The 25,509-nt window shown below is 63.9% G+C and carries 26 protein-coding genes and 1 pseudogene; 10 read left to right on the top strand and 17 right to left on the bottom strand.

Annotation, left to right across the window (positions count from 1 at the left end):
- Nucleotides 1–66: 66 nt before the first annotated feature.
- The 5 genes from AC1U2B_RS09325 to AC1U2B_RS09305 all read right to left on the bottom strand — a co-directional run bounded on the left by AC1U2B_RS09325 (nt 67) and on the right by AC1U2B_RS09305 (nt 4,819).
- Nucleotides 67–444: an Rv0361 family membrane protein gene (locus AC1U2B_RS09325; protein ID WP_480216618.1), complete on the bottom strand. Its 378-nt coding sequence runs from the start codon at nt 442–444 to the stop codon at nt 67–69.
- 171 nt (nt 445–615) lie between these two features.
- On the bottom strand, nt 616–960 hold the full coding sequence (locus AC1U2B_RS09320) for a hypothetical protein (protein WP_131630705.1): 345 nt from the start codon (nt 958–960) through the stop codon (nt 616–618).
- Nucleotides 961–980: 20 nt separating this feature from the next.
- Complete coding sequence (locus AC1U2B_RS09315; RefSeq protein WP_480216557.1) at nt 981–2,693, bottom strand: hypothetical protein; 1,713 nt, start codon at nt 2,691–2,693, stop codon at nt 981–983.
- A gap of 285 nt (nt 2,694–2,978) precedes the next feature.
- The gene (locus tag AC1U2B_RS09310; protein ID WP_480216556.1) at nt 2,979–4,187 is read right to left on the bottom strand and encodes a hypothetical protein; all 1,209 of its coding nucleotides are present in this window, start codon (nt 4,185–4,187) and stop codon (nt 2,979–2,981) included.
- A 5-nt stretch (nt 4,188–4,192) separates the two neighbouring features.
- On the bottom strand, nt 4,193–4,819 hold the full coding sequence (locus AC1U2B_RS09305; RefSeq protein ID WP_480216617.1) for an MspA family porin: 627 nt from the start codon (nt 4,817–4,819) through the stop codon (nt 4,193–4,195).
- A 351-nt stretch (nt 4,820–5,170) separates the two neighbouring features.
- On the opposite strand from AC1U2B_RS09305, the gene AC1U2B_RS09300 reads away from it, so the two are divergent.
- Nucleotides 5,171–5,842 carry a Crp/Fnr family transcriptional regulator gene (locus tag AC1U2B_RS09300; protein ID WP_480216555.1) on the top strand — a complete coding sequence of 224 codons (672 nt, stop codon included), beginning with the start codon at nt 5,171–5,173 and terminating at the stop codon, nt 5,840–5,842.
- A 98-nt stretch (nt 5,843–5,940) separates the two neighbouring features.
- Here the strand turns inward: AC1U2B_RS09300 and AC1U2B_RS09295 are convergent, their stop codons facing one another.
- From AC1U2B_RS09295 to AC1U2B_RS09280, 4 genes are all read right to left on the bottom strand, one after another.
- On the bottom strand, nt 5,941–6,354 hold the full coding sequence (locus AC1U2B_RS09295; RefSeq protein ID WP_480216554.1) for an SdpI family protein: 414 nt from the start codon (nt 6,352–6,354) through the stop codon (nt 5,941–5,943).
- Between the two features lie 147 nt (nt 6,355–6,501).
- Complete coding sequence (locus AC1U2B_RS09290) at nt 6,502–6,837, bottom strand: Imm51 family immunity protein (RefSeq protein WP_157850363.1); 336 nt, start codon at nt 6,835–6,837, stop codon at nt 6,502–6,504.
- Nucleotides 6,838–7,092: 255 nt separating this feature from the next.
- The gene (locus AC1U2B_RS09285; RefSeq protein ID WP_480216553.1) at nt 7,093–7,848 is read right to left on the bottom strand and encodes a hypothetical protein; all 756 of its coding nucleotides are present in this window, start codon (nt 7,846–7,848) and stop codon (nt 7,093–7,095) included.
- Nucleotides 7,849–8,126: 278 nt separating this feature from the next.
- A complete protein-coding gene (locus AC1U2B_RS09280; RefSeq protein ID WP_480216552.1) occupies nt 8,127–8,558 on the bottom strand; it encodes an XRE family transcriptional regulator in 432 nt (143 codons plus the stop codon).
- Nucleotides 8,559–9,102: 544 nt separating this feature from the next.
- Here AC1U2B_RS09280 and AC1U2B_RS09275 point away from each other — a divergent pair.
- From AC1U2B_RS09275 to AC1U2B_RS09250, 6 genes are all read left to right on the top strand, one after another.
- Nucleotides 9,103–9,642, top strand: a complete 540-nt coding sequence (locus tag AC1U2B_RS09275; RefSeq protein ID WP_480216551.1) for a hypothetical protein — start codon at nt 9,103–9,105, stop codon at nt 9,640–9,642.
- Between the two features lie 214 nt (nt 9,643–9,856).
- Nucleotides 9,857–10,444, top strand: coding sequence for a hypothetical protein (locus tag AC1U2B_RS09270; RefSeq protein ID WP_480216550.1), 588 nt, complete (start codon nt 9,857–9,859; stop codon nt 10,442–10,444).
- 278 nt (nt 10,445–10,722) lie between these two features.
- On the top strand, nt 10,723–11,301 hold the full coding sequence (locus AC1U2B_RS09265) for a hypothetical protein (RefSeq protein ID WP_480216549.1): 579 nt from the start codon (nt 10,723–10,725) through the stop codon (nt 11,299–11,301).
- Nucleotides 11,294–11,809, top strand: coding sequence for a hypothetical protein (locus AC1U2B_RS09260; protein ID WP_480216548.1), 516 nt, complete (start codon nt 11,294–11,296; stop codon nt 11,807–11,809). The genes AC1U2B_RS09265 and AC1U2B_RS09260 overlap by 8 nt, the downstream gene beginning before the upstream one ends.
- Before the next feature lie 338 nt (nt 11,810–12,147).
- On the top strand, nt 12,148–12,675 hold the full coding sequence (locus tag AC1U2B_RS09255; protein ID WP_480216547.1) for a hypothetical protein: 528 nt from the start codon (nt 12,148–12,150) through the stop codon (nt 12,673–12,675).
- A 56-nt stretch (nt 12,676–12,731) separates the two neighbouring features.
- Nucleotides 12,732–13,220 (top strand): MBOE_33420 family protein, encoded by a 489-nt coding sequence (locus AC1U2B_RS09250; protein WP_480216546.1) that lies wholly within the window; start codon nt 12,732–12,734, stop codon nt 13,218–13,220.
- Here AC1U2B_RS09250 and AC1U2B_RS09245 read toward each other — a convergent pair.
- Both AC1U2B_RS09245 and pdxR read right to left on the bottom strand, forming a co-directional pair.
- Nucleotides 13,187–13,639, bottom strand: a complete 453-nt coding sequence (locus AC1U2B_RS09245) for a hypothetical protein (protein ID WP_418005524.1) — start codon at nt 13,637–13,639, stop codon at nt 13,187–13,189. The genes AC1U2B_RS09250 and AC1U2B_RS09245 overlap by 34 nt on opposite strands.
- Before the next feature lie 66 nt (nt 13,640–13,705).
- Entirely contained in the window at nt 13,706–14,995 is a 1,290-nt protein-coding gene (gene pdxR, locus AC1U2B_RS09240) for a MocR-like pyridoxine biosynthesis transcription factor PdxR (RefSeq protein WP_480216616.1), read from the bottom strand.
- A gap of 202 nt (nt 14,996–15,197) precedes the next feature.
- On the opposite strand from pdxR, the gene AC1U2B_RS09235 reads away from it, so the two are divergent.
- On the top strand, nt 15,198–15,767 hold the full coding sequence (locus tag AC1U2B_RS09235) for a carboxymuconolactone decarboxylase family protein (protein WP_480216545.1): 570 nt from the start codon (nt 15,198–15,200) through the stop codon (nt 15,765–15,767).
- A gap of 26 nt (nt 15,768–15,793) precedes the next feature.
- Here AC1U2B_RS09235 and AC1U2B_RS09230 read toward each other — a convergent pair whose 3' ends face one another.
- The 3 genes from AC1U2B_RS09230 to AC1U2B_RS09220 all read right to left on the bottom strand — a co-directional run bounded on the left by AC1U2B_RS09230 (nt 15,794) and on the right by AC1U2B_RS09220 (nt 17,390).
- Nucleotides 15,794–16,363 carry a nitroreductase family protein gene (locus tag AC1U2B_RS09230; RefSeq protein ID WP_071286819.1) on the bottom strand — a complete coding sequence of 190 codons (570 nt, stop codon included), beginning with the start codon at nt 16,361–16,363 and terminating at the stop codon, nt 15,794–15,796.
- 71 nt (nt 16,364–16,434) lie between these two features.
- On the bottom strand, nt 16,435–16,947 hold the full coding sequence (locus AC1U2B_RS09225) for a polyketide cyclase (protein WP_480216544.1): 513 nt from the start codon (nt 16,945–16,947) through the stop codon (nt 16,435–16,437).
- Complete coding sequence (locus tag AC1U2B_RS09220) at nt 16,944–17,390, bottom strand: hypothetical protein (RefSeq protein ID WP_480216543.1); 447 nt, start codon at nt 17,388–17,390, stop codon at nt 16,944–16,946. The genes AC1U2B_RS09225 and AC1U2B_RS09220 overlap by 4 nt, the downstream gene beginning before the upstream one ends.
- A 395-nt stretch (nt 17,391–17,785) precedes the next feature.
- Here AC1U2B_RS09220 and AC1U2B_RS09215 point away from each other — a divergent pair.
- A pseudogene (locus tag AC1U2B_RS09215) lies at nt 17,786–19,081 on the top strand (integrase core domain-containing protein).
- Between the two features lie 117 nt (nt 19,082–19,198).
- A complete protein-coding gene (locus AC1U2B_RS09210) occupies nt 19,199–20,440 on the top strand; it encodes an HNH endonuclease (RefSeq protein WP_480216542.1) in 1,242 nt (413 codons plus the stop codon).
- 103 nt (nt 20,441–20,543) lie between these two features.
- Here the strand turns inward: AC1U2B_RS09210 and nuoN are convergent, their stop codons facing one another.
- Genes nuoN through nuoL form a run of 3 tightly spaced genes read right to left on the bottom strand, consistent with a single transcriptional unit; the run spans nt 20,544 to nt 25,509 of the window.
- Nucleotides 20,544–22,076 (bottom strand): NADH-quinone oxidoreductase subunit NuoN, encoded by a 1,533-nt coding sequence (gene nuoN / locus AC1U2B_RS09205; RefSeq protein ID WP_480216615.1) that lies wholly within the window; start codon nt 22,074–22,076, stop codon nt 20,544–20,546.
- 5 nt (nt 22,077–22,081) lie between these two features.
- The gene (locus tag AC1U2B_RS09200) at nt 22,082–23,632 is read right to left on the bottom strand and encodes an NADH-quinone oxidoreductase subunit M (protein ID WP_480216614.1); all 1,551 of its coding nucleotides are present in this window, start codon (nt 23,630–23,632) and stop codon (nt 22,082–22,084) included.
- Nucleotides 23,626–25,509: an NADH-quinone oxidoreductase subunit L gene (nuoL, locus tag AC1U2B_RS09195; RefSeq protein ID WP_480216541.1), complete on the bottom strand. Its 1,884-nt coding sequence runs from the start codon at nt 25,507–25,509 to the stop codon at nt 23,626–23,628. Before nuoL ends, AC1U2B_RS09200 begins: the two co-directional genes overlap by 7 nt.

Below are 25,509 nucleotides of genomic sequence, written 5' to 3'. Positions count from 1 at the left end.
AGACACATAACCCACTGGCCAGTAGGCAACGCGCAGTACTCCATCCAGGGGCTGACGACGAAGTCGTCATGGGTGCTCTGCCGGCATGAAGGAGCAGATTTTCCATCCGGAATCAACTTTCTGTAATTCAATCTCGTATCCGCGTGTCAATTCAGCTGCCTGCGGCAGGCTGCTGGTGTATCTCACCGTGACCGGCACACTTGCGTGGTCTCCATCTACGCGAGGTGTGGCAACGTTCGTCAAAGTGGTTCGGAGAACCATCAACCCGGCAGCGCTCCGACCAGTCAGCAGAGCTGTGTCAGAAGCGGATAGGTCTGCGAGCATTCTCCCGCACGCCAACTTCCGAGCAGCGACGAAATCGGATTTGTTGATCACAGCGCTGAAATTCTCAACTGCTCGCGTTATCGCTTCAGTCGGTGCTGGTTGCGCCGAGCAGCAGGTCATAAGCAGGCCTGTCATCAATATCGCGGCCAGCTCGGCATCTCGGCGCACATTTACTGACGGTGTCTGGTTGCGCGTTATGGCCCTACCTCCATCGTTCGCAGCAGGCCGGTCATTAGTGCATGAAATGACGCATCGGATCGATGTCGATACCTCTCCGGAGAAACCGATGGATTACAGCCGCTGAACATCCGTGACGGCAATATCAGGAAAGACGTCGATAGTTACACGCCCATCTGTGCCCAACTCGCCCTTGAAATCGACGGCTAGGTACGACCTCCCGTCCTTTGACCAGACTGTGAGTCTGTCCGCGCGATCTCTTGAGAGAGAAAGAAGACTTCTCTCTCCTTCGCGCCATTCAACGCAAACAAAGCCGGTCTGATCGTACGAGACACGCAGGGTCTCTATTCCCGTGGACAGCTCGACAGTTCTCTCCCAGTAATCAAGATCCCACGAAATAACAGGGGTTACACCGAGATTGTCCAGGATCTCGGCATCATCGGGATATTCGAACGACACTACCGCGCACCTCCCATCGTTTACATGCCATAGGGTATAACACTTGTTAATCTCAGACCGTCGCTTGTGACTTCCCAGAAGGATTCCAGTTTCAGCACACCCGCCGGGCCGATCAACAAGGAGTCTTTCGTCAAAGTGGTGACGCCGTTCCTGACCTCCTCTCTTACGACGTTTTCTGTCGCCTTGGCGGCAGCTTCGAGGCTTTGTTGTACCAATGTTCTACCCTGCGCATTGTCGAATACACCCACCGCATTGAGTTTTCTGAGCATCGATATCGATCTGGCCGTGTTCGTCGGAGAAGATGTAACTTTGCCAAATATGTAGTCGAGCTTCCCGGGTGCGATAATAGAGTTCAGAACTTCGACCGCAGACTTTGCGTCGCGGACGGCTGACGCAATGCGCTTAACAAACTTTAGAAGGGCACCAACCCCGACTGTCGCGGCAATTTCGACGATGTTCGCAGTGACGCGCTCCATCGCTTCCTTGTATTGCCCGGATTGCCACTTATCGAGACCGATCAGCTGGTTCAATGCCCCGAGTCCCAGGTTCTTCCATGCGTCGCCCAGACCTATGCTGCCCTCAGGTCCGAGCCCGAACAACGGGCCGAGTGCCTGGCGTAAGGCCGATTGCGATTCGCCATTGCCGGTGCTCGCTTTCGTCAGTTCCGCGATCAGATTGCCGATATCGGTTAAGTCGCCCCAGATGTCTTTTCCGACTCCGCTGAAGAAGTCGCCGGTGGAGCGGGCGACTCCGGAGCCGATGCAACTGCCGTCAGCATTGGTTCCGAAAGGGCACCAGAATTCTTGTAGGGCTTCTCGTAACTTCTGTGCGGCGCATTGTTGCGTCGCGCCGTGGTTGCTGATTTGTTGCAGGAGTTGAATATCGAGGGCTTGCGGTCCACTGGGTAGCGCTCCCGAGGGCGCCATGAGCTGGCCGGGAACGCTGTCGTCGAGGCCTAGCGCGTGGCCGAGCTCGTGGCCGAGAACTGATTGGATGCCGCCAGGCCCGGCCGCCCCCATGCGGGCCAGGTTGATGATGATCTCGCTGGGTGAGGAGTCGTCGCCGCTGGTGTACGCACCGCCCCAAGGTGTGAGTGGGTCGTCGATCGTTGAGATATTCAGCGTCACGCCCGGCATACCCGAGTCATCCCCGGACTGGACACTGTTTGAGCGCCGATCGTCGGAATCGCTGTCCTGCTCGGACTTCGTCCTGTTGGAGTTACCGCTTGCGGGGACGAGCTGGATACCCCCGAGGTCGTTCCACTGCTGAGCTGCGGCTGAGACTTGATCGGCGATCTGCGTAGGCGCGGTGTAGGTAGCCTTGCCGTCAACGACCGACGACAACCCCGAAATACCTTGGCAGTCGCGATCTTTTTGCTGCTGGGCCTCCCGATTAGGGCTTGAGGTCTGCGTCGGTGACGACTGCTGGCTCTGTGACGGCTGCTGGCTGGGTGTCGCGCTGTGGCTCGGCTGCTGCGTCGGTGTCGCTTGTTGGCTGTCGTGCGGTTGTTGTTGACCCTGCTGCTGCGGCTGTGCCGAAGGTTGCTGGGAAATGGGGCGGTCGTAGTCCGGCGGTTGGGTTCCGTTGACCGGCTGCTCCGATTGTGGGTAGTTGCCGGCCTGGCTGCCACCGCCCTGGTTTTGCGGGGCATTGGAGTTGTAGATGGAGATGCCGTTGCCTTGGTCAGGCGCAGGGTATGCGCCGCTGTTGTAAGGCCCTGGGGCGCTGGGCATATCTGGCGGCTGCAAGGGGAAAGGCGGCCCACCGGAGCCTCCGCCAGGCCCGCCGGTGGGTCCGGTAGGCGCGGGTTGGGCGGTGGCCCCGGGCAGCGCAGTCAGCGGTGATCCGTGCTGATCGTGTGCGGTGACTACGGCGGCCAGTAGCACAGCAAGGATCGCGACGACAGCGAGTGCGCGTCGGTAGCGGTTAACGCTCCGCCTCGATCGCGGCTTCATCGGTGTCATGGCCGGATTCCCATCTAGCTCAATCGATCTGTGCGCGAATGAATACAGGACGGGTCATTCGGGTCCACCGGCCATGTTGGCTTTGGCCCAGGCGACTTCGTCTGAAGCGGTGCGGATGCAGGCGTCGTAGTCGTCGCCCGTTTGGCCGAACACGGTGACGCATTGGATCGACATGTGCGCAAGTAGGCGGTCGTTGCACGAATCGACACTGGTGCGCGCGGGAGTGCTTGCGAGGCAGAGTTGTTGGGTTTGGCAGGCGGCTACGAAGTTCGCCGACCGTCCGTCGCTGCTGCCGTAAGTGTCGGGTCCGCCCTGGCAGTGACCGGAGTGGCGCTGAGCATAGGTGACGGGGTCGATGCCGTCGGGGCGGTGGGCGCCGGACGGGTCGGTCACATACCCGGCGGGGTTCGGCGGGACGACCGCGCCAGCAGGTGTTCCGGCGGGCATGCCGGCCCAGTTCGGGGCCGGTGCCCCGGTAGTTGCCGCATCGGAGGCCCGGTACGAGACGGTGATCGTGACCGGGAACGCGAAAATGCTTGTTGGGCCGAGATCAACGGTGAGGTTGGATTGTCCTGGTGGGAACCCGGGCCCCAGCGTGGGGGTGACGCCAACGAGGGCTTGGTTGGCGTCGGTGGCGGCCGGGATGCTGAAGGTGCCGATGACCCGTGAGGGATTACCCGGTGCGGCATCGGTTTCCACCAACACAACGTTGTTGCCTTGCCGCAGATGTGTCGCTGCGGGCATCTTCACGCCGAACGGGATCGTCGACGCGGAGAACACTGTCTTACGGATCGCGGTGATGTCGACCCCGCCACCCGCGTACGGAATGACCTGGTAGTCAACGTCATTGGAACCGTAGATAGCGCCACCGCCGGGCAGCCAGGCCGCCGGGCCCAGCGTCACTTCGCCGGGTAGGTGGATGGCGAGCTGGCGGTTCGGGTGTGCGGTGGGTGCAAAGATGCCGTCTTTGGCCCACATGGGCACTGTGGTCGCGCCGCGTTCGACTTGGGCTGCCAGTGGTCGTTCCATGCCGGCGGTTTCGCCTTGCGGCGTGGTGGAGGAAACACGTGCTCCACCAATGGGATTCACGCGTGCCGGGTCCTCGGGCATGGGCCGCGGCGCCGGCACCGGGATCGGGGGCGGTGCCGGCGCCGCGGAGTCGGCAGCGGCGATCCGCAGCGGACCTCCGAGTGCGGCGAGCATCAATGCCGTCGCGATCAGGCTCGCCATCGAACGGCCGATCGATGCCTTCGGGTAATTCATTGGACTCACAGGTCTTTCGGTTCGCCGTAGAGGGTTTGGGTGTCGTTGCCGTTGTCGGTGCGAACCCGAATGGTGGTGTACGACTGGATTTTCACCTGGCCGCCGCAGCCGTCGGCTTCGATGTTCTGCTCGCGCAGGTTCGACACCGCATGCATGGTGCGCAGGCTGATCCGGTCCATCGGAACTTGCGCCAGCCCACCAGGTTTGAGCAGGACACGGATGTAGCCACCGAGGTGTTCCTGCACACCGAGGGTGGCTCCGGCCGAGGCGCCGGCGAAGCCGCCTCCACCACCGCCCCCGCCCCCGGCACCGCCTTGGCCCTGCCCGTAGCCGCCGCCGTAGACCTGGCCGTTGATCTGCTGATAAGGGGTGATGCCGATATCGGCGCCGACCTCGACACCGGGGGAGGAGTCGGTGCGGCACCCCACGAAGTACCCGGATTCGAGTTGGGCGTCCTGAATCACCGCGCCCCCGGTTCCGGTGATGCGCGCCTCCGAGCGCAGTGTCACCCGCGCCTGCCACGAGTTCGACGCCCCGGCCAGATTGTCGATGTGATTGATCACCTCGTTGGTGGTGTTCGCGTCCACCACCCAGCCGTCATCGGTGACGAACTGCGTCCACCGATCCGGCATCGGCTGCGGATCAGCGACCGACACCGCCACCGGAGACGCCCACGCAGCGACAGATACAGCGAACACCGCGGCCCCTGCGCTGAGGCACCGCGACGACAAGCCAAATTCGACCATGTATGAATCCCCCTGCGAAGACCAGCCCCAAGCCCCCCGGCTTGCTTGGTCTTTCACTCAATACCGCGAACAATCGCATAAGCTGATTGGCGCGTCAACCCGTACGCTTGCCGGCCAACTGCAGCAAACCAGATAGGCAACCTACGAAAGACGGCGGTATGGCGATTCCAGCAAAATGGGGGATAACGATGAGCAGGCACTGTGGCTAGCAATGGGATCAGCCCGGGAGGGCCTGTGGTGAATGCGGCGTTGGCGCGCGCCAGCATCTTCCACGGTGTCAGTCCGGACCTTCTGGACGCGGCGGTCAGTCAACTTGATTGGGTATCATTTCCGGAGCGACACAACGTATTTCGCGAAGGCGACGCCGGCGACCGGCTCTACATCATCACCGCCGGCAGAGTCAAAGTCGCCTGTGCAAGCAAGCACTCCGACACCCTGATCGCCGTCCTGGGACCCTCTGATGTTTTCGGTGAAATCGCCCTCCTGGACCCGGGTCCGCGCACATCCACCGTCACCACAATCACCGCCGTGCGCGCCGCGACAATGACCCGTACAGCACTGCGGTCGTGGATGAGCCAGGAACCCCAAGCTGCCGAGCAGGTGCTTCGCGTGCTGGCACGGCGGCTGCGCCGCACCACCAACAAGCTGTGCGACCAGACATTCAACGACGTCCCTGGGCGTCTCGCCACCCTGCTACTGGACCTGGCCAACCGCTTCGGTGAATCCGACAACGGGACACTGCGGATCGACCATCAGCTCAACCAGCACGAGCTTGCCCAGCTTGCCGGATCAACCCGCGAATCGGCCAACAAGGCTCTCGCGTCGTTCGTCGATCGGGGCTGGATTCGTATGCAGAGCAAGACGATTAGCATTGTCGATCCGGCGGCGCTGGCCAAGCGCGCGCGATGATCGCCCGCGGATGATCATCAGGCGTGCACTCGGCGCTGGCTGCTGCGGCAGGGTCCGCGAATTGCCGCAGACGGCCACGTTGCTACCTGTGGTGCGCGTCAGTTCCGTCCATCGTGTGGCGTTGCTCGCCTAGCGGCCCTGCCCGCGATAACCGATGTATACAACGCAATGCCGACGAATGCGACGAGGCAACCGATGCCAAGGAGTATCACCGGCCCCGGCGGCCATGAACGCACGATCACAGCCAGCAGCAGGCCGCACGCGATCACCGCGTTCGCCCCGTGCAGCGGTGCGAGGCGCCACGCAGCCCGGTGGCCGGCGACCCACGCTTGATCGCTGCGCATCGTCGACGGAGTACGGATGCCCGTCAACTGATTGCGGGCCAGGCGCCCAGTGGCTGCTCGCCAGCTGGCGACGACCAGGACCGCTGTGACGACACTTTCGGTGACGATGAAGACCGTAGCGATCGACGCTGCAGCGAGACGTTCAGGTTCGATTATGTCCTCGCGCATTCCAGGGGCACATCCCCCGTGAAGGAAAGTCGGTTCGGGAAGGCTCTCGGGTCGACCGAATATCTGAGATTGGACGAGATAGCGGCACGGCCGTGTACTGCTTCGCCGACGAGTTGGCCCCCGTGGCTTCAGCGGCGGCGTTTGTTGCTAGTCATCGAATTCGTGGCCTGCTGCGGTGGCGGTGGTGATGAGCGCGCCGACCACGTCGGAGTCGGTCACCGCGGGACGCATCAAGGCCGCAAGTGTCAGCAGTTGGTCTCGATCGCCAAAGGCGGCGAATGTTCCTGCCTCAGAGTCAAATTCGAACTCGCCGGAAAGATCCGGGCGGTAGCTGCTGATCAGGTATTCGGCCACTCCCGTCCAAAAGTAGCCGTTCGCCAGATGACCGTGAGCCTCCACGGCCGCGTCCACAGCCAGATCGCCGGTGCTCAGCAGCAACTGCACCGATGCGGGATTCTCCTCGTCAAGGAAGAACGGGTCCACCAGTGACACCTCTCATTTCGTCTTGTTTCCGATGATCCGGGCGGTCAGCTCACGAGGAACGCTGTTCTGCAAGGTGTAGTCGGGCGCCTGCCCCCAAACCGAATGCCACCCGACGGTGATCTGGCGCACAGTAGACAGTGGTGCTGTCGCACCACCGCGAGCCTCTCTTCGAGGCAGCTTGGAGGACAACGAATTCCACATCGACTAGCTGAGAACTCAACCGGCGCTATGAACAGGCTCGGTGTGTTTGTGCGTTCATTGTTGCCACCACGGGTTCAGGACAATCGATTCGCCGGGGTTCCATCCGCAGAGCATGGTGTTACGGCCGGCGGGGGTGACCAGTGGCAGGTACGCGGTGTAAGCGAATCCGCCGACGGTAAGGGTGACCAGGTCGATATCGGCGGCTGCCGACTGCCAGTGTGGTATCCATAGCTCGTCGAACTGCTGAAACTCATGGCTGCGGAAGACGCGGTGCTTGGCGGGGTAGCGGTCTACCAGGGCGGTCCAGTCCTCGGGACTGGCGATCGTGAACCGTCGATCGCCGCGGTACTGGGATGGAAGATGTTGTACCGCAATAGGTTTGTTGTCTGAGTGCTCGTCGGCGCAATAGTGCCGCACAATCTGCATGTCGCCGCCGAACGCCTGGGAGACCGTCGGGTAGCCGGCTGGTTCCATCCACCATCCGCCTGTGAGCCGAGTGGGGCGTTCAGGCTGAATGACCAGATGCTCGTGCAGGATCGGTTGGAACCACCAGCGCGCACCCGGATGGTTCAACAGCGCCGCCACCGTCTCGGGGTCGGGGTCCTGCGTCCAGCCCATCACCTCAGTCCAGTGGCGGTCTGCGAACGCCACCATGCCGGCCTGGGACTGCAACCTTTCCAGTCCTTCGACGCCGTCCATCCCGATGATCTCCACATCCAGACAGTGGCCGTGGTTAGCGATCGCTCTCTGTACGTGGTCAACGAACGATCTCCATACGGGGCCGATGCGCTGGTGTTGCTGGGGTGTCATGCCCACATTCCTTTCACGATGGCGTCGGCGCTCGCGTCGACCACAGATGGTGCGGCGGCTCTTGCTGGCTCTTCACGGCAGCTGACTGGCTCTGCAGCAGTGCTCTTGTCGCGGTGGAGGTTTTGCCACCTTGCGCCGCAAAGCGTGGTGCCGCGGCGATCTCGGCGCCACGCAGGTTCAGATGTTCGCGATTGGTGCTTCCTAGTCGGGTTGAGTCCATGCGGTAGTGATCGTCATCATCAGCATTGCTACTGACCGGTTCTGAGGCCATTACGTGCCTAACTCGCGGTGGGTGTGTTGGCGGGACAGTCGACCGAGTCGAGGAGCCGGTCGCGCACGGCGGGCGCCAGCGTCATGAGCGCTGTGGTTAGTTCGCGCACGCTCTGGTCGTGGACGAGGTCCAGCCAGTCCAGATCAGCGTCGACGACGCGGGCGTAGCTGCTGTCGGTGTCGAAGTATTCGACACCGACACCGAAGAATTCGGCCAGCATCTCCACGGTCCGTGCGGACGGACAGCTGCGTACTCCGGTGCGCAGTTGCGACAGGTACGGCGCAGACAGCTGGTATCCACGGCCGGCCAGCGCCTCCGTAACCTCGACGTTTCGATAGGGGCCGCGCCCGGGCGAGTACACAACGGCGAACAATCGATTCAATCGTTCGGTGAACGCGTCGACATCCACCGACACCCTGGCGCGTTTCCTGTCGGCCATGCAATCCCCCTGAATGTGATTGTGGTACAGAGACTTACAGCCCGCCCTACTCGGCGGGAGGGACTGGTATGTGTGGCGTACAAGCGCCTGGTGATGACCGCCCGGGGGTGCGGCATCTGGGTTGACTGCTGAACCAATTGAAGCCGCAGACGGCAAACCCAACGTGTGCACGTTAGCTCAAAACCGATCCAAGGTGTTGACAGCTAATCATCGATATGAGTTGACGAGTCGGTTGGTTCGTGGAATTCTCCTGAATATCAGTTGGAGAGCCAATCGGGCCGGGGGGCTTTGGTCAGGCTTTTGCAAGGGGGAAGCAGTGTTTCGTGGTATGCTGCGCGTAGTGCGGTCTCTCGCATCAGTGCCGGCGCTGTTCGGGGCGACGATTATGGCTACCTTCAGAACGTCAGACGTGGTCGTTGCTGGCCGGTGAACTCAGCCCCGTGAGGGTTACCTCGCTGACGAGCCATGGGCGGACGGGTAGTAGCGTCGTCGCCGCGGTGAAACCTGGCGACAAACACCGCACCTCCAATATCGCTGAGGGGCAATGAGTCCCGAGCCAACCCGCAAGCGCTGGCACATTGCACGTGTCGCCCACGTCACCGGGGACGTCGCCTGGTGGGTGTTCGTGGTCGCTCGACTGATGGCGGAGATGAACACATCCGGCCTCCCACGTCGCTACGCAGACTACGAGCCACCGGCGGTGTTCGGAATCGGCCTGGGGCATGTCGACGCAGGCCGGACCTCCTACGCGCCGCTGACGGACCACCCAGCGCCGGGACTCAGTGACCGCTTCCTCAGCGCAGACATCATGTCGGCGTGGGTGATTGGCGCTCTAGTGCTGGTGGTGATCGCCGCGGTCGTCGAAGCCGGTGCGGTCGGCCGCTGGCCCGCTGGCGCCGCCACCATCGTAGCCCCGATCATCGGAGCGACAGTCGTTCTCACCGCACTCTACGAGCGCACCGGTTCCTTCACCGGTGGCGTACAGCTGAGCCTGGTCGCCGTGTTCGCGTTGGTGCTCATCGGCATCGCAATCCGCCAGGTATGGAGCCAGGCGTTGGCACCGCGCCCCATACATGGAAGCTGACAACCCTCACAGGACCGAAAGGCCGACAACCGATGTGGATGCGAACAACGCACATGACAGAGCGAACACGGTGGCTGATCGGATCGGGCCTGATGTTTGCCTGGACCTTCGGCATCTCGGCGTGGACGCTGACCCGGTACGGGTACGGCATCCACGATTGGCTGTGGTGGCTCGTGTGTGCGTTCGTTGGTGCCGCCGTCAGCCTGGCAGTCGGGTGGATCAGTGCCTGCTCGCCGTGTTTTGGTCCGAGATTCGTGAAAAGCTGCGACGACCCAGGCTGATGCAACTACGCGCAGCAGCCGATCACGACCCGCAGGTATCCGCGGCGATCGCCGATCCCGTCACCCCGATGCCGCGACCCAACTGGCGCTGGTGGACGGTCGCATTCGCCGTGATCGTTGCACTGGCGTACGGCGGCCTGTTGGGTACCGCCACCTACTTCTCCCCGAAAGAGCGGGGCTGCCGAGTTGCACGGTCAGTCGTGCATGACATATACGCCAACCGCGAGTGGTTTTGGACCACCAACATCGGCCCGACCGGGCGACCACTGGACGACTATCAACACCTAGCCCAACAGTTGCGCGATAATGCCACCGCCGCAGAGGGATTCCCCGACATCGCCCCCCACGCACGCCGCATTGCCGAACTTGCCGACCGGGCCGCCACCATCGTCGCCACGGCCCGGCAACAAACCGACGACGCCAGCAGGGATGCACTGCGGAACAACCAAACTGATTATGCTCAGACTCTCGATGCGGTTGCCAATGAGGAAAAGCCGCTCGCGCAGACGTGCTGGCCGTGACTCGTCATCGACTCCTGCCGGCGGGGACGGCGAATCCCACTGATGAGTGCACTCTGCCGATGCCTCGCGTACGGGCAGTCAGAACTGCATCGAGTTGTGGGCTAGATCACCGTTCGGTTTTGCGGCTGGTTCCCGACTACACCTTGGACAAGCTCGTCGTCGTTGCCGGGTGCACGGCGTCGGTTTGTTGGAAAAGGGGATGTGGGCATGGGTGATTTCTCGTCGGCGCAGGTGACGCCTGCGCCGCGGGCGTTGGGACCATCCAGGAGCGGGTGTCGATGACCGAAATATCGCGCGACCGCTCCGCCGGGCCGGCCGATCACCAGGATTGGGCGCCCTACTCCGACTTGGCACAAGCGGCGCAGGCGTACCTGCGTGATTCGGCGATCGCGTTGGAGGCGTTGTGCCGCGTGATGGATCCGATGGCGATCAAGGCGTTCGTCATGGAACGCACTCTCGAAGAGAAGGATTCGCGCGAGTCGTTGTACCAGGAGGTCGCTGTGACCGATGGCCGGACATTGCTGCTGTGGATGGGTGACGATGAACTCACCGACGACGATGATCCTGAGCCTGGCGCACCATTGCTGACATCCACCCTGCGCTCGATTCCATTGTCCGCGTTGACCGACCGCAGTCTCAAGGTTGCATATCGCGTCGACGGCAGCGGAGGACGGTCATTGCACAGTGTTGAACTGCGGTTGGTGACCACGACGGCCGACTACACCCTCGCCAAGACCCCGTCGAGAACCGAGGCGTTCAGCGAGGAACTGCTGTTCACGAAGTCTGTCACCGACGGCGGACGAGCGCAGATGGAACGGCTGATTCAATTCGGAAGGGCGCTGGCCGCACATGACTGATTGGACATCGCACAGGCATCTTCAGCAGGCGGTAATGCTCGGCATCCGCAATCCCGAAGTGGCGCTGAACAATTTGCGCGCTTTCGTCAACTTCGACACTGTCTACTCGTTCGTACTTACGCAACGTCCGGCGTGGCAAGAAGTTGCGGTCACCGACGGACAGCGTTTGATCTTGTGGCACGGCTCTGACACTGAATGCGCTGGCCACGATAATCGATTGCCGCACCCAATGTTCCAGTCCTCGGTACGAACCGTTCTGCTCTCACGGTTCAGTGATCAGGCGTTGCACACCGACTACGACGTGCTGGACGACGGTTCTCGCCAGCTGGTTTCGGTGCGCCTGCGGCTGTACACGTCGATCGTCAGCAGCACCACCCGAACCACTCCCGAGGACAGTCAGCACTACGTCGAGTGCTACCTCTTCGACAAGAACTCAGACGACGGTCAGGCCGAGATGGAACGACTTCTCGAATTTGCGGCCGCGCTATCGATTTCGGCCAGTGTGTGACTGGCCTTCAGACAGGAAAGGGACCGCAGCCGCGATGACCGACCCCAAGGCGCAATATGTTTCGTGACATGCAGCGGGTCCTGCGTTGCCTCGCATCAATACCAATGCTGTTCTGGACGACGATCACGACTGCCACTCGCAAACCGGGAGAAACGGCAGCTGACCGGAGAATTTCGCAGGATCCCGGACTGTACTTCGCCGACGACCCGTGGGTGGACTGACCGGCATCAACTGTCGCCGGGCTTTGGGGGCGCGCTCGTGGTCGAACCCCACTGCGGATCGAGTCCGCCCGGGAATGCAACTGCCATATGTTGGCTACGGAAAGAGGAGACTTGGCTGTGCGAACAGCAACGAACAAGCTGCTGTGCGACACCACGATCGCACCCGACGGCGGCTTCATCATCATTGAAGATGCTGGGGCGAAGGAGATTTCGGGTGCCCGTGCCTTCGTAACCACCGAAATCGACTGCGAGACCGCGACGGTGCAGCGCGCACTGTGGGTGCAGACCATGAGTGCCCATGAGTGCGACGTCGTGGGCCGGGGGATTCGGGTTCGCGTGCTCTCCGGTTCGGACACCGGCGGACTCGGTGTCCGAGCGTTTGATGGCCAACTGAACATCGCCAGCGGACTATTAGCCATCGGCGATCGCCGCAACCCCGACCGTCAATTGCTGGTTGGCCCAACGGGTGTGGTTGGCGTCAGTGTGTTCGTGGGCAACGACGTCGACGCCATCTGTTTCGACGACCCTGGCGTCACCTACCCGACCTCAGGTCCCAGCGAAATGACACTGCTGCTTCGCGGAGATGCCTGGCACACCTACACGCTGCGTAACACAGTCGCTCGGTGGGGACGACTCTCGCGGTAACGATGGTCTGAGTCTGATCCACCCCCTGGGCTTCGTGCAGTGTGCTATTCAGAGTCATGCTGCCGAAAATTTGTCTCGCCCCGGCCCTGGCGTTGTTGGTAGCCGTCCCGCAGGCGCACGCCGATCGCGCCGAACCGGTTCCGCTCTACGGGAGCTATGACACCTTTCTCGATCATTCGCGCCAGACGTTCAACGACCGTCCGGACACGTCGGATCCATCGACCCAGGCCGCCGTGTTCCGGACGGTGTGCGATGCCGGTGGCTGTGTCGTGCACTGGCTGAGAGTGACTGAGCTGAAAGAGAATCCCAACGCGCCGGCGCTCTTCGACTACCGGTGGACGGGGGATCGCTGGGAGTCCTCGGGGGACTATCCGTTCCATTGCGGCCCGAATGGCGCTGCGGTGACGGCATTCCGGTCGGACTTCCTCAAGCCCAGCGGCGATGGCAGTTTCGCCGGCGAGCGGACGTTCACCGTGGCGGCACCAGGATGCCCTGGTGACGGTGCCGGTACCTACTGGCTGCCGTTCACCTTGACGCCTACGTAGCCGGCCGGGGTGGGCGGCGTGGGCCCAGCCTTGTCACTGCGCTGCCGTCGACCCGCTATCAGCGCGGCCACGCCGGCAAGTGTCAGCACCGTGAGGGCCGTGATGTCGAAGGCCGGCCTGCCGCCGAGATCCCGGTCGATCACGTGCGACACGACGTGGAGCGCCTCGAACGTCACGAAGCCGCCCAATGCCACCTCCACCGGCGATCGACGGGCGGCTGCCAGCAACATCGACACTCCGACACCGATCTGCAGGACGCCGGCGTCATGGAGGAAGTGGCGGTTGTAGGGCTCGAACGGTGCGAGCACCTCGAAGAATGACATCGGCGCAACGAACGCCCAGATGCCCAGGACCAGCGTTATCAGGCCAAGGGCCGCGCAGGTGACCAACACGATCCGCAACGGTGTTTGCGTCGTCATTCTCCGAGGGTAGCCACACAATGGCCCAGGGTCAGGCGCCACTTCTTCGGCGGAATCGGGTACCACTTACGACTGGCGGCGGACGGCAGCGGCGATCGCTCGGACGCCGGTGTCGATTTGCGATTCCGTGAGGTTGGCATAGCCGAGGATCAAGCCCGGCGGGGCAGCGCCGGGTTCGGTGTAGCACCACGACAGTGGATCGATGCGCACGCGCCGGCTCGCCGCTCGCCGCACGACGTCGTCGATCTCGCAGTCGGCGGGCAGACTCACAGTGAGGTGAACGCCGGCGGCGGCGCCGAGCACCGTGGCTTCGGGGAGGTGCCGGCCGAGTGCCCGCAGCATGGAGTTGCGCCGGGCCAGGTACCTGCGGCGCATGAGCCGCAGATGCCGGTCGTAGTCGCCGGACCGCAGCAAGGTGGCGAAGGCCAGCTGATCCATGACCGAGCTACCGGTGTCGGCGAGGCCTTTCGCCGACACCACGGGACCGACGAGGTCCGCGGGCAGCACCATCCAGCCGAGCCGCAGCCCCGGCGCCAACGTCTTGCTGACCGAGCCGAGGTAGATGACGCGGTCGGGGGCCAGGGCGTGCAGTGCGCCGACGGGTGCGCGGTCATAGCGATACTCGGCGTCGTAGTCGTCTTCGATGACGAGGTTGCCTGCACGCGCCCATTCGAGCAGCGCGGTGCGGCGGGCGGGTGACAGGACGACCCCGGTCGGAGATTGGTGCGCGGGGGTGGCGAGCACAGTGGATGCCGCGGTGCCGGCGAGTGCCTCCACGTCGAGCCCGTCGTCGTCAACCGGGACAGGGGTCGGCTCGATGCCGTGGTGGCGAAAAACCATGCGGTGCAACCAGAACCCCGGATCTTCCATCGCGATGACGCGGTGCCGGAGCACGTGGGCGAGCAATGCGATGGCCTGCGTCGCGCCGGAACACAAGACGACGCGCTCTGGATCGGCCAGCACACCCCGCGTGCGCCGCAGGTACTCCGATACCGCCGCGCGGGCTTCCGGCAGACCCTTGGGGGAGACGTATCCGAACGACTCGGACTCGATGGAGGACAGCCCCTGACGCAGTGCGCGCAGCCAACTGTGCCGTGGAAAACTCGCAAGATCGGGCACGCCCGGTGCGAAATCGATGTCGAATGTCCGACGGTCCGGGTGGGATGGCTGAGACCGCCCGGTGGTCGTGTCGACGGCGGCAACCGTTGTGCCAGAACCTTGTTGGCTTTGCAAGAAGCCCTCGGCGACGAGTTGGCTGTACGCGTCGACCACGAGCCGGCGCGACACCTGGAGGTCCGCGGCGAGCACACGGCTGGACGGCAATCGGGTTTGCGGCGCGAGCCGGCCGGTCCGGATCGCGTCACGCAGGCCGTCGGCCAGCTGACGATGCAGCGCGGCGGCGCCACTGGTCCGGTCCAGTTCGATGAGAAGCTCTGGACCTGAAGTGGTACCCGATTCACTCGAAATATTGGTTCCTAACCTGCGACCAGTGCGGACCTAACATGAAGCTATACCGCAGCCGCCGGCCCGCTGGTAAGGGAATCGAGGAGAACGCATCGTGAGGATCCTGAAGCGCATCTGGGTTCACCTGGTCGTCTTGTCCAAGTCTCGCGAAAATCGTTGGGACCTACCGGGTTGGCTGATCCGGCGCCCGCTCATCGCGGCGGCGAACGGGCTGTTCGAGATGGCGCTGCTGTTCAGTGGCAGGGCGCCCACTGCGCTCAAGGTGCTCGCGGGCACGAAAGCGGCGATGCTGACTCACTGCGAGTTCTGCATCGACATCTCCGACACCCTCGGCCGCCATGAGGGGTTCTCGGAAGAGAAGTTGATCGCCTTGGTGAACTATCGCGACAGCGACGAGTTCACGCACCTGGAGAAGTTGTGCATTCAGTTCGCCGAAGAGATGTCCCGCACACCGGCGATCATCTCGGACGGACTCCGTGAGGAACTGCTTACGCATCTGACCAAGGGTCAGCTGATGGAGATCGCGGCCGAAATCGCCTGGGAGAACCAGCGTGGAAGGCTCAACCAGGGCCTCGGTATCAGGCCGATGGACACGGCCGGCGGCACGGTCTGTCTCATCCCCGAGTTGGGAAACCGAAGCGGCGCAAATGATTCCGTTGCCTGATGCATGGAGCCGACCAACGGGGATGATTACATGCTGGCCCAGGTGATTTCGCGTCGTGACAGCCGAGCGCGGTGTGGGGCCGGTTCCGCCTTTCCGTCCGACGCAGGGCTGGCCACACCCAAGGCCGTCATCGACGTCACCTCCCACTCGGCTGGGACATCGAACTCGCGGGCGACACCTTCACGATCGAATGCACGGAACTGATGTGCGCCGAGTCCCATGACCAGCCCCTGAATCGTCATGTGGGCGACCGCCTGTCCGAGGTCGTATCGCGCGAATTCCGAGAACTCCCAGTCCGTGTCTTCAACGAGGATGTGAGCCAGATTCACCACCAGCAGCGAGGCATCCAGAGCCCAGCGAGCTGAACTGGGTGCCAGGTGACTCGCGATCCGCGCGTGGATCGGATCGTCACGCCGACCCACGATGAACATCCACGGCTGCGAGTTCCCCGCTGAAGGCGTCATCCGGGCAGCGTCGAGCAGCACGTCGACCTGGGCGTTACTCAACGCCGCATCTCGATCGAACGACACTGGACTGAACCGCTCCGCCAATAGCGGGTGGACTCCATTTGCCGCGGCATTCTCACACTCGGTCACGTCAGCATCATCTGCTGAAAAATCCTCTTCCACAACCGATGTGGCGTAGTGGCGCGATTGCCTCCGGAATTTCAGCGACGGATGTTCGCTGAGTTTTCAGCGTGATGCTTGAAGTTCAGCAGCTGCCGCCGCGCCATCACGAGATCGCCGACACTGAGCAACGGAGCGGCGAGCCGCATTGATTGCGGCGCCGCGACTTTCAACACCAGTCGAGTTCGGCGGTCATCGATCGGGGTGAGCTGATACGACATGTGCGTGCCCATGATCTGCGCAGTCAACTGCACCTGGTGCTCCACCGCGAGCACCCTGCCCAGGGGCCGTCCCGCGGTGGCGGTGAACGGATCGCCGGGCGAGGGATCGGGCAGGTTGCGCAACTCGCGTGGTGATTTCCGGCCCAGGTTGTCGATCCAGTCGTACGAGTACGGTGCCAGGCGAACCTGAACAAGCCACGGCCACAATTGATCTGGTGTCGTGTTCACCGTCACTCCGCGCCATGCCTCGAGCGATGGGCTGGTGACATAGCTGTCACAGCCGTAGGTCGCCCGGGTCTCGGCGTCGGTGACGCCCCACCGGTCACCGATCATCGGGTCGTCACCTTGTTCATCAGGTAGGGCGCGGCCGTGCGGTGGATGGGGCCGATGGTTCGCCAGACCGCGGCGGCCGCCCGGCGGCGCTTGTACTGGAGCGCGGTGATGAGCTGGCCCGTCGAGGCATCCGTTCGTCGAAGAATCAGGGTCCCGCTCATCAGTGATGAGTCGGCCTGCAGGTGGACCGCATCAGGTGTCGAATCTACGATGCGCCCGCCGAGGATATGGTCCGGTGAGTCCGCTGGTCCGAGCTGGAACCGTAAGAACTCCTTGTGCGCGAATCGAATTCCCTCGCGAAGGAGAGTCCCGGACCGCTCGAGCGCTTCACGTGCCAGCACCTCGGGCGTACGGGTGTCGGATTCGGCGACGGTGACTTCGAAGGCGTCGAGGTAGTCGGCACGCTTGACTTGCCCCGGCAAGGAGTCGCGGTCCAGGTTCACCTGGCGCGCATATCCAACTGCCGTCGTTGTCGCCACACTTCGAGACTAGGTACTCATTGGTCGCTTGTCAGGGGCCAGTCCGATGGCGGAACCGGGTACCACTCGGCTGATGCTGTATTCCGATGGAGCGCTCAGCGAGCGCTGGGTCCGCGGGCGCTGGGTCCGCGGGCGCTGGGTCGATGAGACGGCGGCAAGCGTCACTCATCGTGCGGTGCGCAGGTGCGGTCGAGCCAATTCCAGGCCCTTCCAGTCGTGGTTGTGGCTCTCCACAACTTGCGACCCTGCCAAGAAGTTTGAGTGTTATGTCTCAGGACATCGGTGACAGTTCTGCATCAGGACATCGGTGACAGTGCCGATGGTCTTGGTGGTGACACTTCTGGTCCCAGGCTCTGGCGGTGGCCGTTAATGAACCCATCGATCCTCGTGTCCGCCTCGCTGTCGCGCAGTGGCCCGATGACGCGCCCCGCGGGGCCGTTTCGACGTTCTGTGCCGAACACGGTATTTCCCGTAAGTCGTTCTACGCGTTGCGGAACCGCGCTAGGACCGACGGGCCGGCCGCAGTGCTTGAACCTCGAACCCGGCGGCCGGCATCGAGCCCGTCGACGCTGACCGAGGAGGTCAAGGATCAGGCGGTGGCCGTGCGCAAGGCGCTGGAGGACTCCGGCTTGGACCACGGGCCGATCAGTGTGTACGAGTAGATGCGGGCGATGGGCCTAGAACGGGTCCCGTCCACAGCGTCACTGGCACGGATCTTCCGTGACGCTGGTGTGGCCCGTCTGGAGCCGAAGAAGAAACCCCGTTCGGCATGGCGTCGGTTCGTCTACCCGGCCCCGAACGCATGCTGGCAACTCGACGCCACCGGATACGTACTGACCGGTGGACGCACGTGTGTGATCTTCCAACTCATCGACGACCACTCCCGCTATGCGGTCGGCTCCCACGTCGCCGCCGGCGAGACCGCCGAGGCCGCGATCGCCGTGTTCGACAAAGCCGTCGCCGCCCACGGAGTGCCCCAAAAACTACTGTCGGACAACGGCATTGCACTCAACCCCTCGCGGCGCGGAATCGTCGGCCAACTCGTCGCCCACGTTGAGCGCCTCGGCGTGCAGGCCATCACCGGCAAGCCCTACAAACCCACCACCCAGGGCAAGAACGAACGCTTCCACCAAACCCTGTTCCGCTACCTCGACAAACAGCCCCTCGCCGAGACACTGGCCGAACTGCAAGCCCAGGTCGACGAATTCGACCACATCTACAACACGCAACGACCCCACCAAGGACTCCCCAAGCGCGTCACACCCCAGGCCGCCTGGGAAGCAATCGCCAAGGCCGATGCACCCCGGCCCAAACCGGACCGACCCATCTTCGAGGCACCCGCCCCAAGCCGCTACCGACGCCCTCGAGCACAGCTGCCCGCTGATCTGCCCACCGGCACACGAGTCAGAACGGTGAACACATCGGGCACCATCAGCCTGGACTACGTCCACTACAAGGTCGACGTGAACCTCGCATTCGCGCAGGTCCTCGTAATCGCCACTGGCACCAACACCGGCGACCCGGTCATCATCACCGACCTGGAAGGCGAAGTCCTCGCCGAGCACACCCGACCCGCACCCGGAATCTGATACGTCGGCAACGGCCGACCCCCCGGAACTAGACCCAAGACCGAGGAACCGTCACCGAAGTCCTGATACATCAACTGTCACCGATGTCTTGATGCAGAACTGTCACCGATGTCCTGATACATCACACCAAGAAGTTTGAGTCAGTCCCTTGCAGATCGAACATATGTTCGATAAAATCGAATCATGAGTACCTCGACGGAACTCGACACCATCGTCGCTGGTGTCTGCGCTTTGCGTATCCCTGACGACGTCAATGGCGACGACGCTCTTGATGTGATGCGGGCGCTGGTGGTGCTGCGAAACGTCGTTGAGCATCTGGCGGCGATGGTCGCCGCTACCTTGGGGCGGCTTGGTGTGGCGTCGTCGCAGGGCCGGACGCCGCGTGAGCTTTTGATCGGTCTTGGTTGTGCGCCGGGCGTGGCGGAGCGGCTGGTGCGTGTTGGTGGTGCGTTGCCGTCGCTGCCGACCTTGGTGGCGCATGCTGCTGATGGGGCGATTTCTGGTGAGCATGTCGATGCGATCGTCAAGGGCATCAATCACATTCGGGCACGGTCGCCAGGTCCGGTGGACGAGGCCAGTCGCTTCGCGCAGGTGACCGATTTGTTGGGGCAGTTCTTCTCGGGGGCCACCCCGGCGGCGATCGGTGACCGGGCCCGCCGGCTGGGGAATCGGGTGGCCGCCGCCGAGGGTGGCTTGCCCGCGGCCGAGGACCGCTCGATCAACACCGTGGACCATCGGGTGACCAGTGACGGACGGCTACAGATCCGCGCGGATCTGGATGCCGAGGTCGGTGCCAAGTACGTCGCGGCGATGGAGGAGTTGTCGGCGCCGCGGCCCGAACCCGACGGCAGCCCGGATGTGCGGTCGGCGGGGCGGCGGCGTGCTGATGCGTTGGAGGCGGTGCTTGATATCGCGGCCCGCGGCGGGGACATGGCCAGCGCGCCGCGTACGCAGTTGTTGCTGACGGTGCCTGCGGATACCCCGGACGTGGCGGAGTTGGAGTTCATGGGGCCGATCAGTGCCGGGACCCTGGATCGGCTGACGTGTGACAGCGCGGTCACGACGGTGCTGGTGGACGGCGAGCAGGTGCCCCTCGATATGGGGCGGGAGAAGCGGCTGTTCCCCGCGCATCTACGCAAGGCCCTGTATCTGCGTGATCAGTGCTGCATCAAATGCGGTGCACCGCCGGGACGGACCCATGCTCATCACATCGTGCACTGGAGCCACCACGGCGAAACCAGCCTGAGCAACGGGTGCCTGCTGTGCCCGGCGTGCCACGCCAACATCCACCACGACGGCTGGGACGTCGTCATGGGCATGGACAAACATCCGTGGCTCATCCCACCCGCCGCAGTCGACCGGCGCCGGCGAGCCATTCCCGCCTACAACAGACGCACCATGCGACTGGACCACGCAGCTGCGTAACGAGGCCTGGAACCTATTGCGCACCTTGATAACTCAATAGTGGCGCCCCACCACTGCGTCGGTCAAGTGGAACGCGTGCGTCGGCCGGCGGTCAGTCAGTCGCTCAGCGCAAGAATTGTCCGGCGTGGTTGGCCAAGTCCAGCACGGGCTGGGGGACGGCACCCAGCGCGAGGGTCACGAAGGCCGTCAGCCCGATCATTGCGGTGCTGAGCGTGCCCGACTGCACCACCGGGCCGTCCTCGACCGGATCGGTGAAGAACATCAGGACGATCACCCGGACGTAGAAGTACGCGGCGATGGCGCTGACGATCACACCGATGACCACCAGGGATGCGGCGCCACCTTCGGCCGCGGCCTTGAAGACCGCGAACTTGCTGACGAACCCGCTGGTCAGTGGAATGCCGGCGAAGGCAAGCAGGAACAGCGCGAACACGACACCGAAGAATGGATGCCGCCGGCCCAGGCCGGCCCACCGGCGCAGGTCACCTTCTTCGTCGCCGTCGGCGCGGCGGACCACGCTCACCACCGCGAACGCGCCGAGCGTGCTGAACCCGTAGGCGAAGAGGTAGAACAACGACGCCGAGAGTCCGCTGGTGTTGAGCGCGATCACACCGGTGAGGATGAAACCGGTATGTGCCACCGAGGAATACGCCAACATGCGCTTCACGTCGTTCTGCGCGATGGCGATCACCGTACCCACTGCCATGGACAGCACGGCGATGATCGACAGCACCGGTCGCCAGTCGTCGGCGAGGGTCGGCAGCGCGACGTAGCAGACCCGCAGCAGCGCGCCGAACGCGGCGATCTTGGTGGCCGACGCCATGAACGCCGTCACCGGCGTGGGTGCCCCTTGGTACACGTCCGGCACCCATGAATGGAACGGCACCGCGCCGACTTTGAACAACAGGCCCACGCACAGGAGTGCGATGCCGATGAGCCCGAGGGATGCCGGTCCGCGGCCGGCCGCGACCCCCGACAGGCTCAGGCTGCCCGAATAGCCGTAGAGCATCGCGACACCGAAGAGGAAGAATGCCGACGAGAAAGCCCCCAGCAGGAAGTACTTCAGCGACGCTTCCTGCGACAGCAACCGATTTCGCCGGGCCAGGCCGCACATCAGGTACAGGGGCAGGGACAGCACCTCGAGCGCGACGAACATGGTCAGCAGGTCGTCGGACGCGCCGAACAGCATCATGCCGCCGAGCGCGAACATGGCGAGCGGGAACACCTCGGTTTGGGTCACGCCCGCTTTGACTGCCACCTGCTCGGCGGTGCTGTCGGGCACCGTCGCGGCCTGTGGCGTGAACGCGGCCAACCCGCTGCCATCCGAAACGCGTTGCGCCATCAGCAGGGTCGCCAGCAGGCTGACCCCGAGCAAGGTGCCCTGCAGGAACAGCGCCGGACGGTCGATGGCGATGGCCCCGAGCACCGCGGACCGGCCGATCGGTGAATTCAGGTGCAGTGCCTGGCAAACCACGGCGACGAGTGCCACCGCCTGGCCGCCGATGCTCAGCACGACCTGGGCGCGGTACCGCGCGGTACGCGGCGCGAAGGCCTCCACCAGCACACCAGCCAGTGCGATGCCGAAGATGATCAGCATCGGCGACAACAGGCCGTACTCGACGGACGGCGCGGGGATGGGCGTCACCGGGCGACCCCCTGCGCGGTGCTCGGCGAGGTATGGCCGACAGCGGGATTGATGATGTCGAGGGCGGGCTTGGGATAGACGCCCAGCACGAACAGCAGGGCGACGAGCGGCACCACCACGGCCAATTCGCGTGGCACCAGGTCGCGCAGCTTGTCGTTGCCGTCGGCCACAGGGCCCGTCATCATCCGCTGGTACATCCACAGGATGTAGAGCGCCGAGAGCACCAGCGCCGTGGCCGCCACGGCGGTGACGACCGGGTAGTGGATGAATGTGCCGACCAGGACCAGGAATTCACTGATGAACGGGGCCAGGCCGGGCAGGGACAGCGTGGCCAGGCCGGCGACGAGGAACGTGCCGGCGAGGACCGGTGCGACCGTCTGCACGCCGCCGTAGTCAGCGATGTTCCGAGATCCCCGGCGGGATACCAGGAACCCGGCGATCAGGAACAGCGCGGCGGTCGAGATGCCGTGGTTCACCATGTACAGCGCGGCACCGGACTGCGCCTGCTCGGTCATCGCGAAGATGCCCAGGATGATGAAGCCGAAGTGCGATATCGAGGTGTACGAGATCAGCCGCATGACGTCCGTCTGCCCGATGGCGACGATGGCTCCGTAGACGATGCCGATGACCGCCAGCGCAATGATCAACGGCCGGAACGTCGCCGCCGACGACGGGAAGAGCTGCAGGCAGTACCGGAGCATGCCGAAGGTGCCCACCTTGTCGACGACGGCCATCATGAGCACCGCAGTAGCCGGCGTCGCGTGCACTGCCGCGTCGGGCAGCCAGCGGTGTAGCGGCCACAGCGGTGCTTTCACGGCGAACGCGAACATGAATCCGCCGAACAGCGCGTTGGCCAGCCCCGGGCTGATGTTCAGCGTGCCGTAGCGCGCGGCGTCCGCGACGGCGCGGAAATCGAAGGTGCCGTGGGCGAATAGCGGGCTGTTGGCCGTGGCCACATACAGCCCGATGACCGCGGCCAGCATGATCAAGCCGCCGAACAGGTTGTACAGCAGGAACTTCACGGCCGCCTTCGAGGCGGCGGGACGGTCTGCTCCGAAACCGCCGATGAGGAAGTACATCGGGATGAGCATGGCCTCGAAGAACACGTAGAACAGCAAGATGTCCAGCGACACCAGGGAAATCAGCACCATCGACTCGACGGCGAGGATCAGCGCGAAATAGGCATGTGTCGACTTGGCCTGCGCACCAGCGTCGTTCGTGTCACCGTCATTCCACCCGGCGATGATCAGCAGCGGTACCAGGACCGCCGTCAGCGCGACCAACACCAGCGCCACGCCGTCCACGCCGAGGATGTACCCGGTGCCGAACGACGGTATCCACGGATGGTTCTCGACGAACTGATAGCGCGCACCGGCGGGATCGAATCGCAGTGCCAGCACCAGTGCGATGACCAGCACCACCAGCGACACCGCGAGCGCGGCCCAGCGGGCGAAAGCCCGTGCGGTGGCAGGCAACAGGATCACTGCCGCACCGCCGGCCATCGGGACGGCCCACAACGCCGTCAGCCACCACATTCCGGTCACCAGATCCTCACCGTGAGAATGGCGGCCGCAATCAATGCCGCTCCGGCCAACATGGACAGCGCATACGACCGGGCGAACCCGTTCTGCCAACGTCGAAGATCCTGCGACCCGCTGCGTACCAGGGCCGCCAGTTCGCGCGTGACGCCGTCGACCGCGACGTCGTCGAAGTCGACCAGGTCCTTGGTGAGCCGCCGGCCCGGCGCCATCAGCGCCCGCTCGTTGAACGCGTCGCCGTAGAGATCGCTGCGGGCGGCGACCGTCAGGCCGGAGACGTTGACCGGCGCACTGATCGGAATGGGTTGCAGCGCATACATCCGATATGCGATCGCCACACCGACCCCGACCACCGCGAGCGTGACGACGGTCAGCAGCCACGCGGGGATAGCATGCTCGGGCTCCTGGTAACCGACGATCGGTTCCAGCCAGTGCTCCAGTTTGCCGCCGACGGCGAGCAGGGCACCGGCACCGATGGACCCGCCGGCCAGCAGGACCATCGGCCAGCCCATGACCGACGGCGATTCGTGCGGATGCGCCTCGGCGCGCCAACGCTTTTCGCCGAAGAACGTCATCAGCATGACGCGGGTCATGTAGAACGCGGTGATGCCCGCGCCCAGCAGGGCCGCGCCGCCGAACAGCAGACCTCTGGCGCCACCGGCCGCGAAGGCGGTCTCGATGATCGGGTCCTTCGAGAAGAACCCGGACAGTGGCGGGATACCGATGATCGCGAGATACCCCATGCCGAACGTCGCGAACGTGACGGGCATGGCGGTGCGCAGCCCGCCGTAGCGGCGCATGTCGGTCTCGTCGTCCATGGCGTGCATCACCGAACCGGCACCGAGGAACAGCCCGGCCTTGAAGAAGCCATGGGCCAGCAGATGCAGGATCGCGAGCGCGTAGCCGGCCGGACCGAGCCCCGCCGCCAGCATCATGTAGCCGATCTGGCTCATGGTCGACGCCGCAAGGGCTTTCTTGATGTCGTCCTTGGCGCAGCCGATCACCGCACCGAACAACAGCGTGACCGCCCCGACGACGGCAACCGCCAACCGGGCATCGGCGGACTGGTTGAAGATCGGCGCCGAGCGAACCACCAGATATACACCGGCGGTGACCATGGTGGCCGCGTGGATGAGCGCCGACACCGGCGTCGGGCCCTCCATCGCGTCCCCCAGCCAGGACTGCAGTGGCACCTGCGCGGACTTGCCGCAGGCCGCCAGCAGCAACAGCAGACCGATGAGCGTGGCGGTCGCCGCGGCCAGATGCGGAGCCTTGGCGAAAACACCCGTGTACGAGAGGGTTCCGGTGTGGGCGAACATGGCCGCCAGGGCCAGCGCCAGCCCGATGTCACCGACCCGGTTGACGACGAACGCCTTCTTCGCGGCCGTCGCGGCCGATGGCTTGTGCGACCAGAACCCGATCAGCAGGTACGACGCCAGGCCGACGCCTTCCCATCCGACGTACAGGCCCAGGTAATTGTCGGCCAGGACCAGCAGCAGCATGGCGGCGACGAACAGGTTGAGGTAGCCGAAAAATCGGCGCCGTGCCGGGTCATGCGCCATGTAGCCGATCGAATAGATGTGGATCAGCGCGCCGACGCCGGTGATCAGCAGGACGAAGCAGACCGACAGCTGGTCCAGCCGCAGCCCGAAGTCGACCTGGAGTTGCGCGACCGGGACCCAGGAGAACAGCGTCTCGTGCACCAACCGGAAGTCGTTGGCACGCCCGGACATTGCCACGAACTGCGTCGCGCCGACGAGGAAGGCGCCGACCACCGTGGCGCAGCCGAGCAGATGACCCCACGCGTCGGTGGCCTTCCCGCCGAGCAGCAGTATCGCCGCACCGGCCAGCGGCAGCGCGATCAGAAGCCACACGGATGTCGTCAC

It is taken from the genome of Mycolicibacterium sp. P4_G11, from assembly GCF_056555145.1.
The sequence above is the reverse complement of the archived record's forward strand: the minus strand, read 5'-3'. Positions and strand labels throughout refer to the sequence as shown.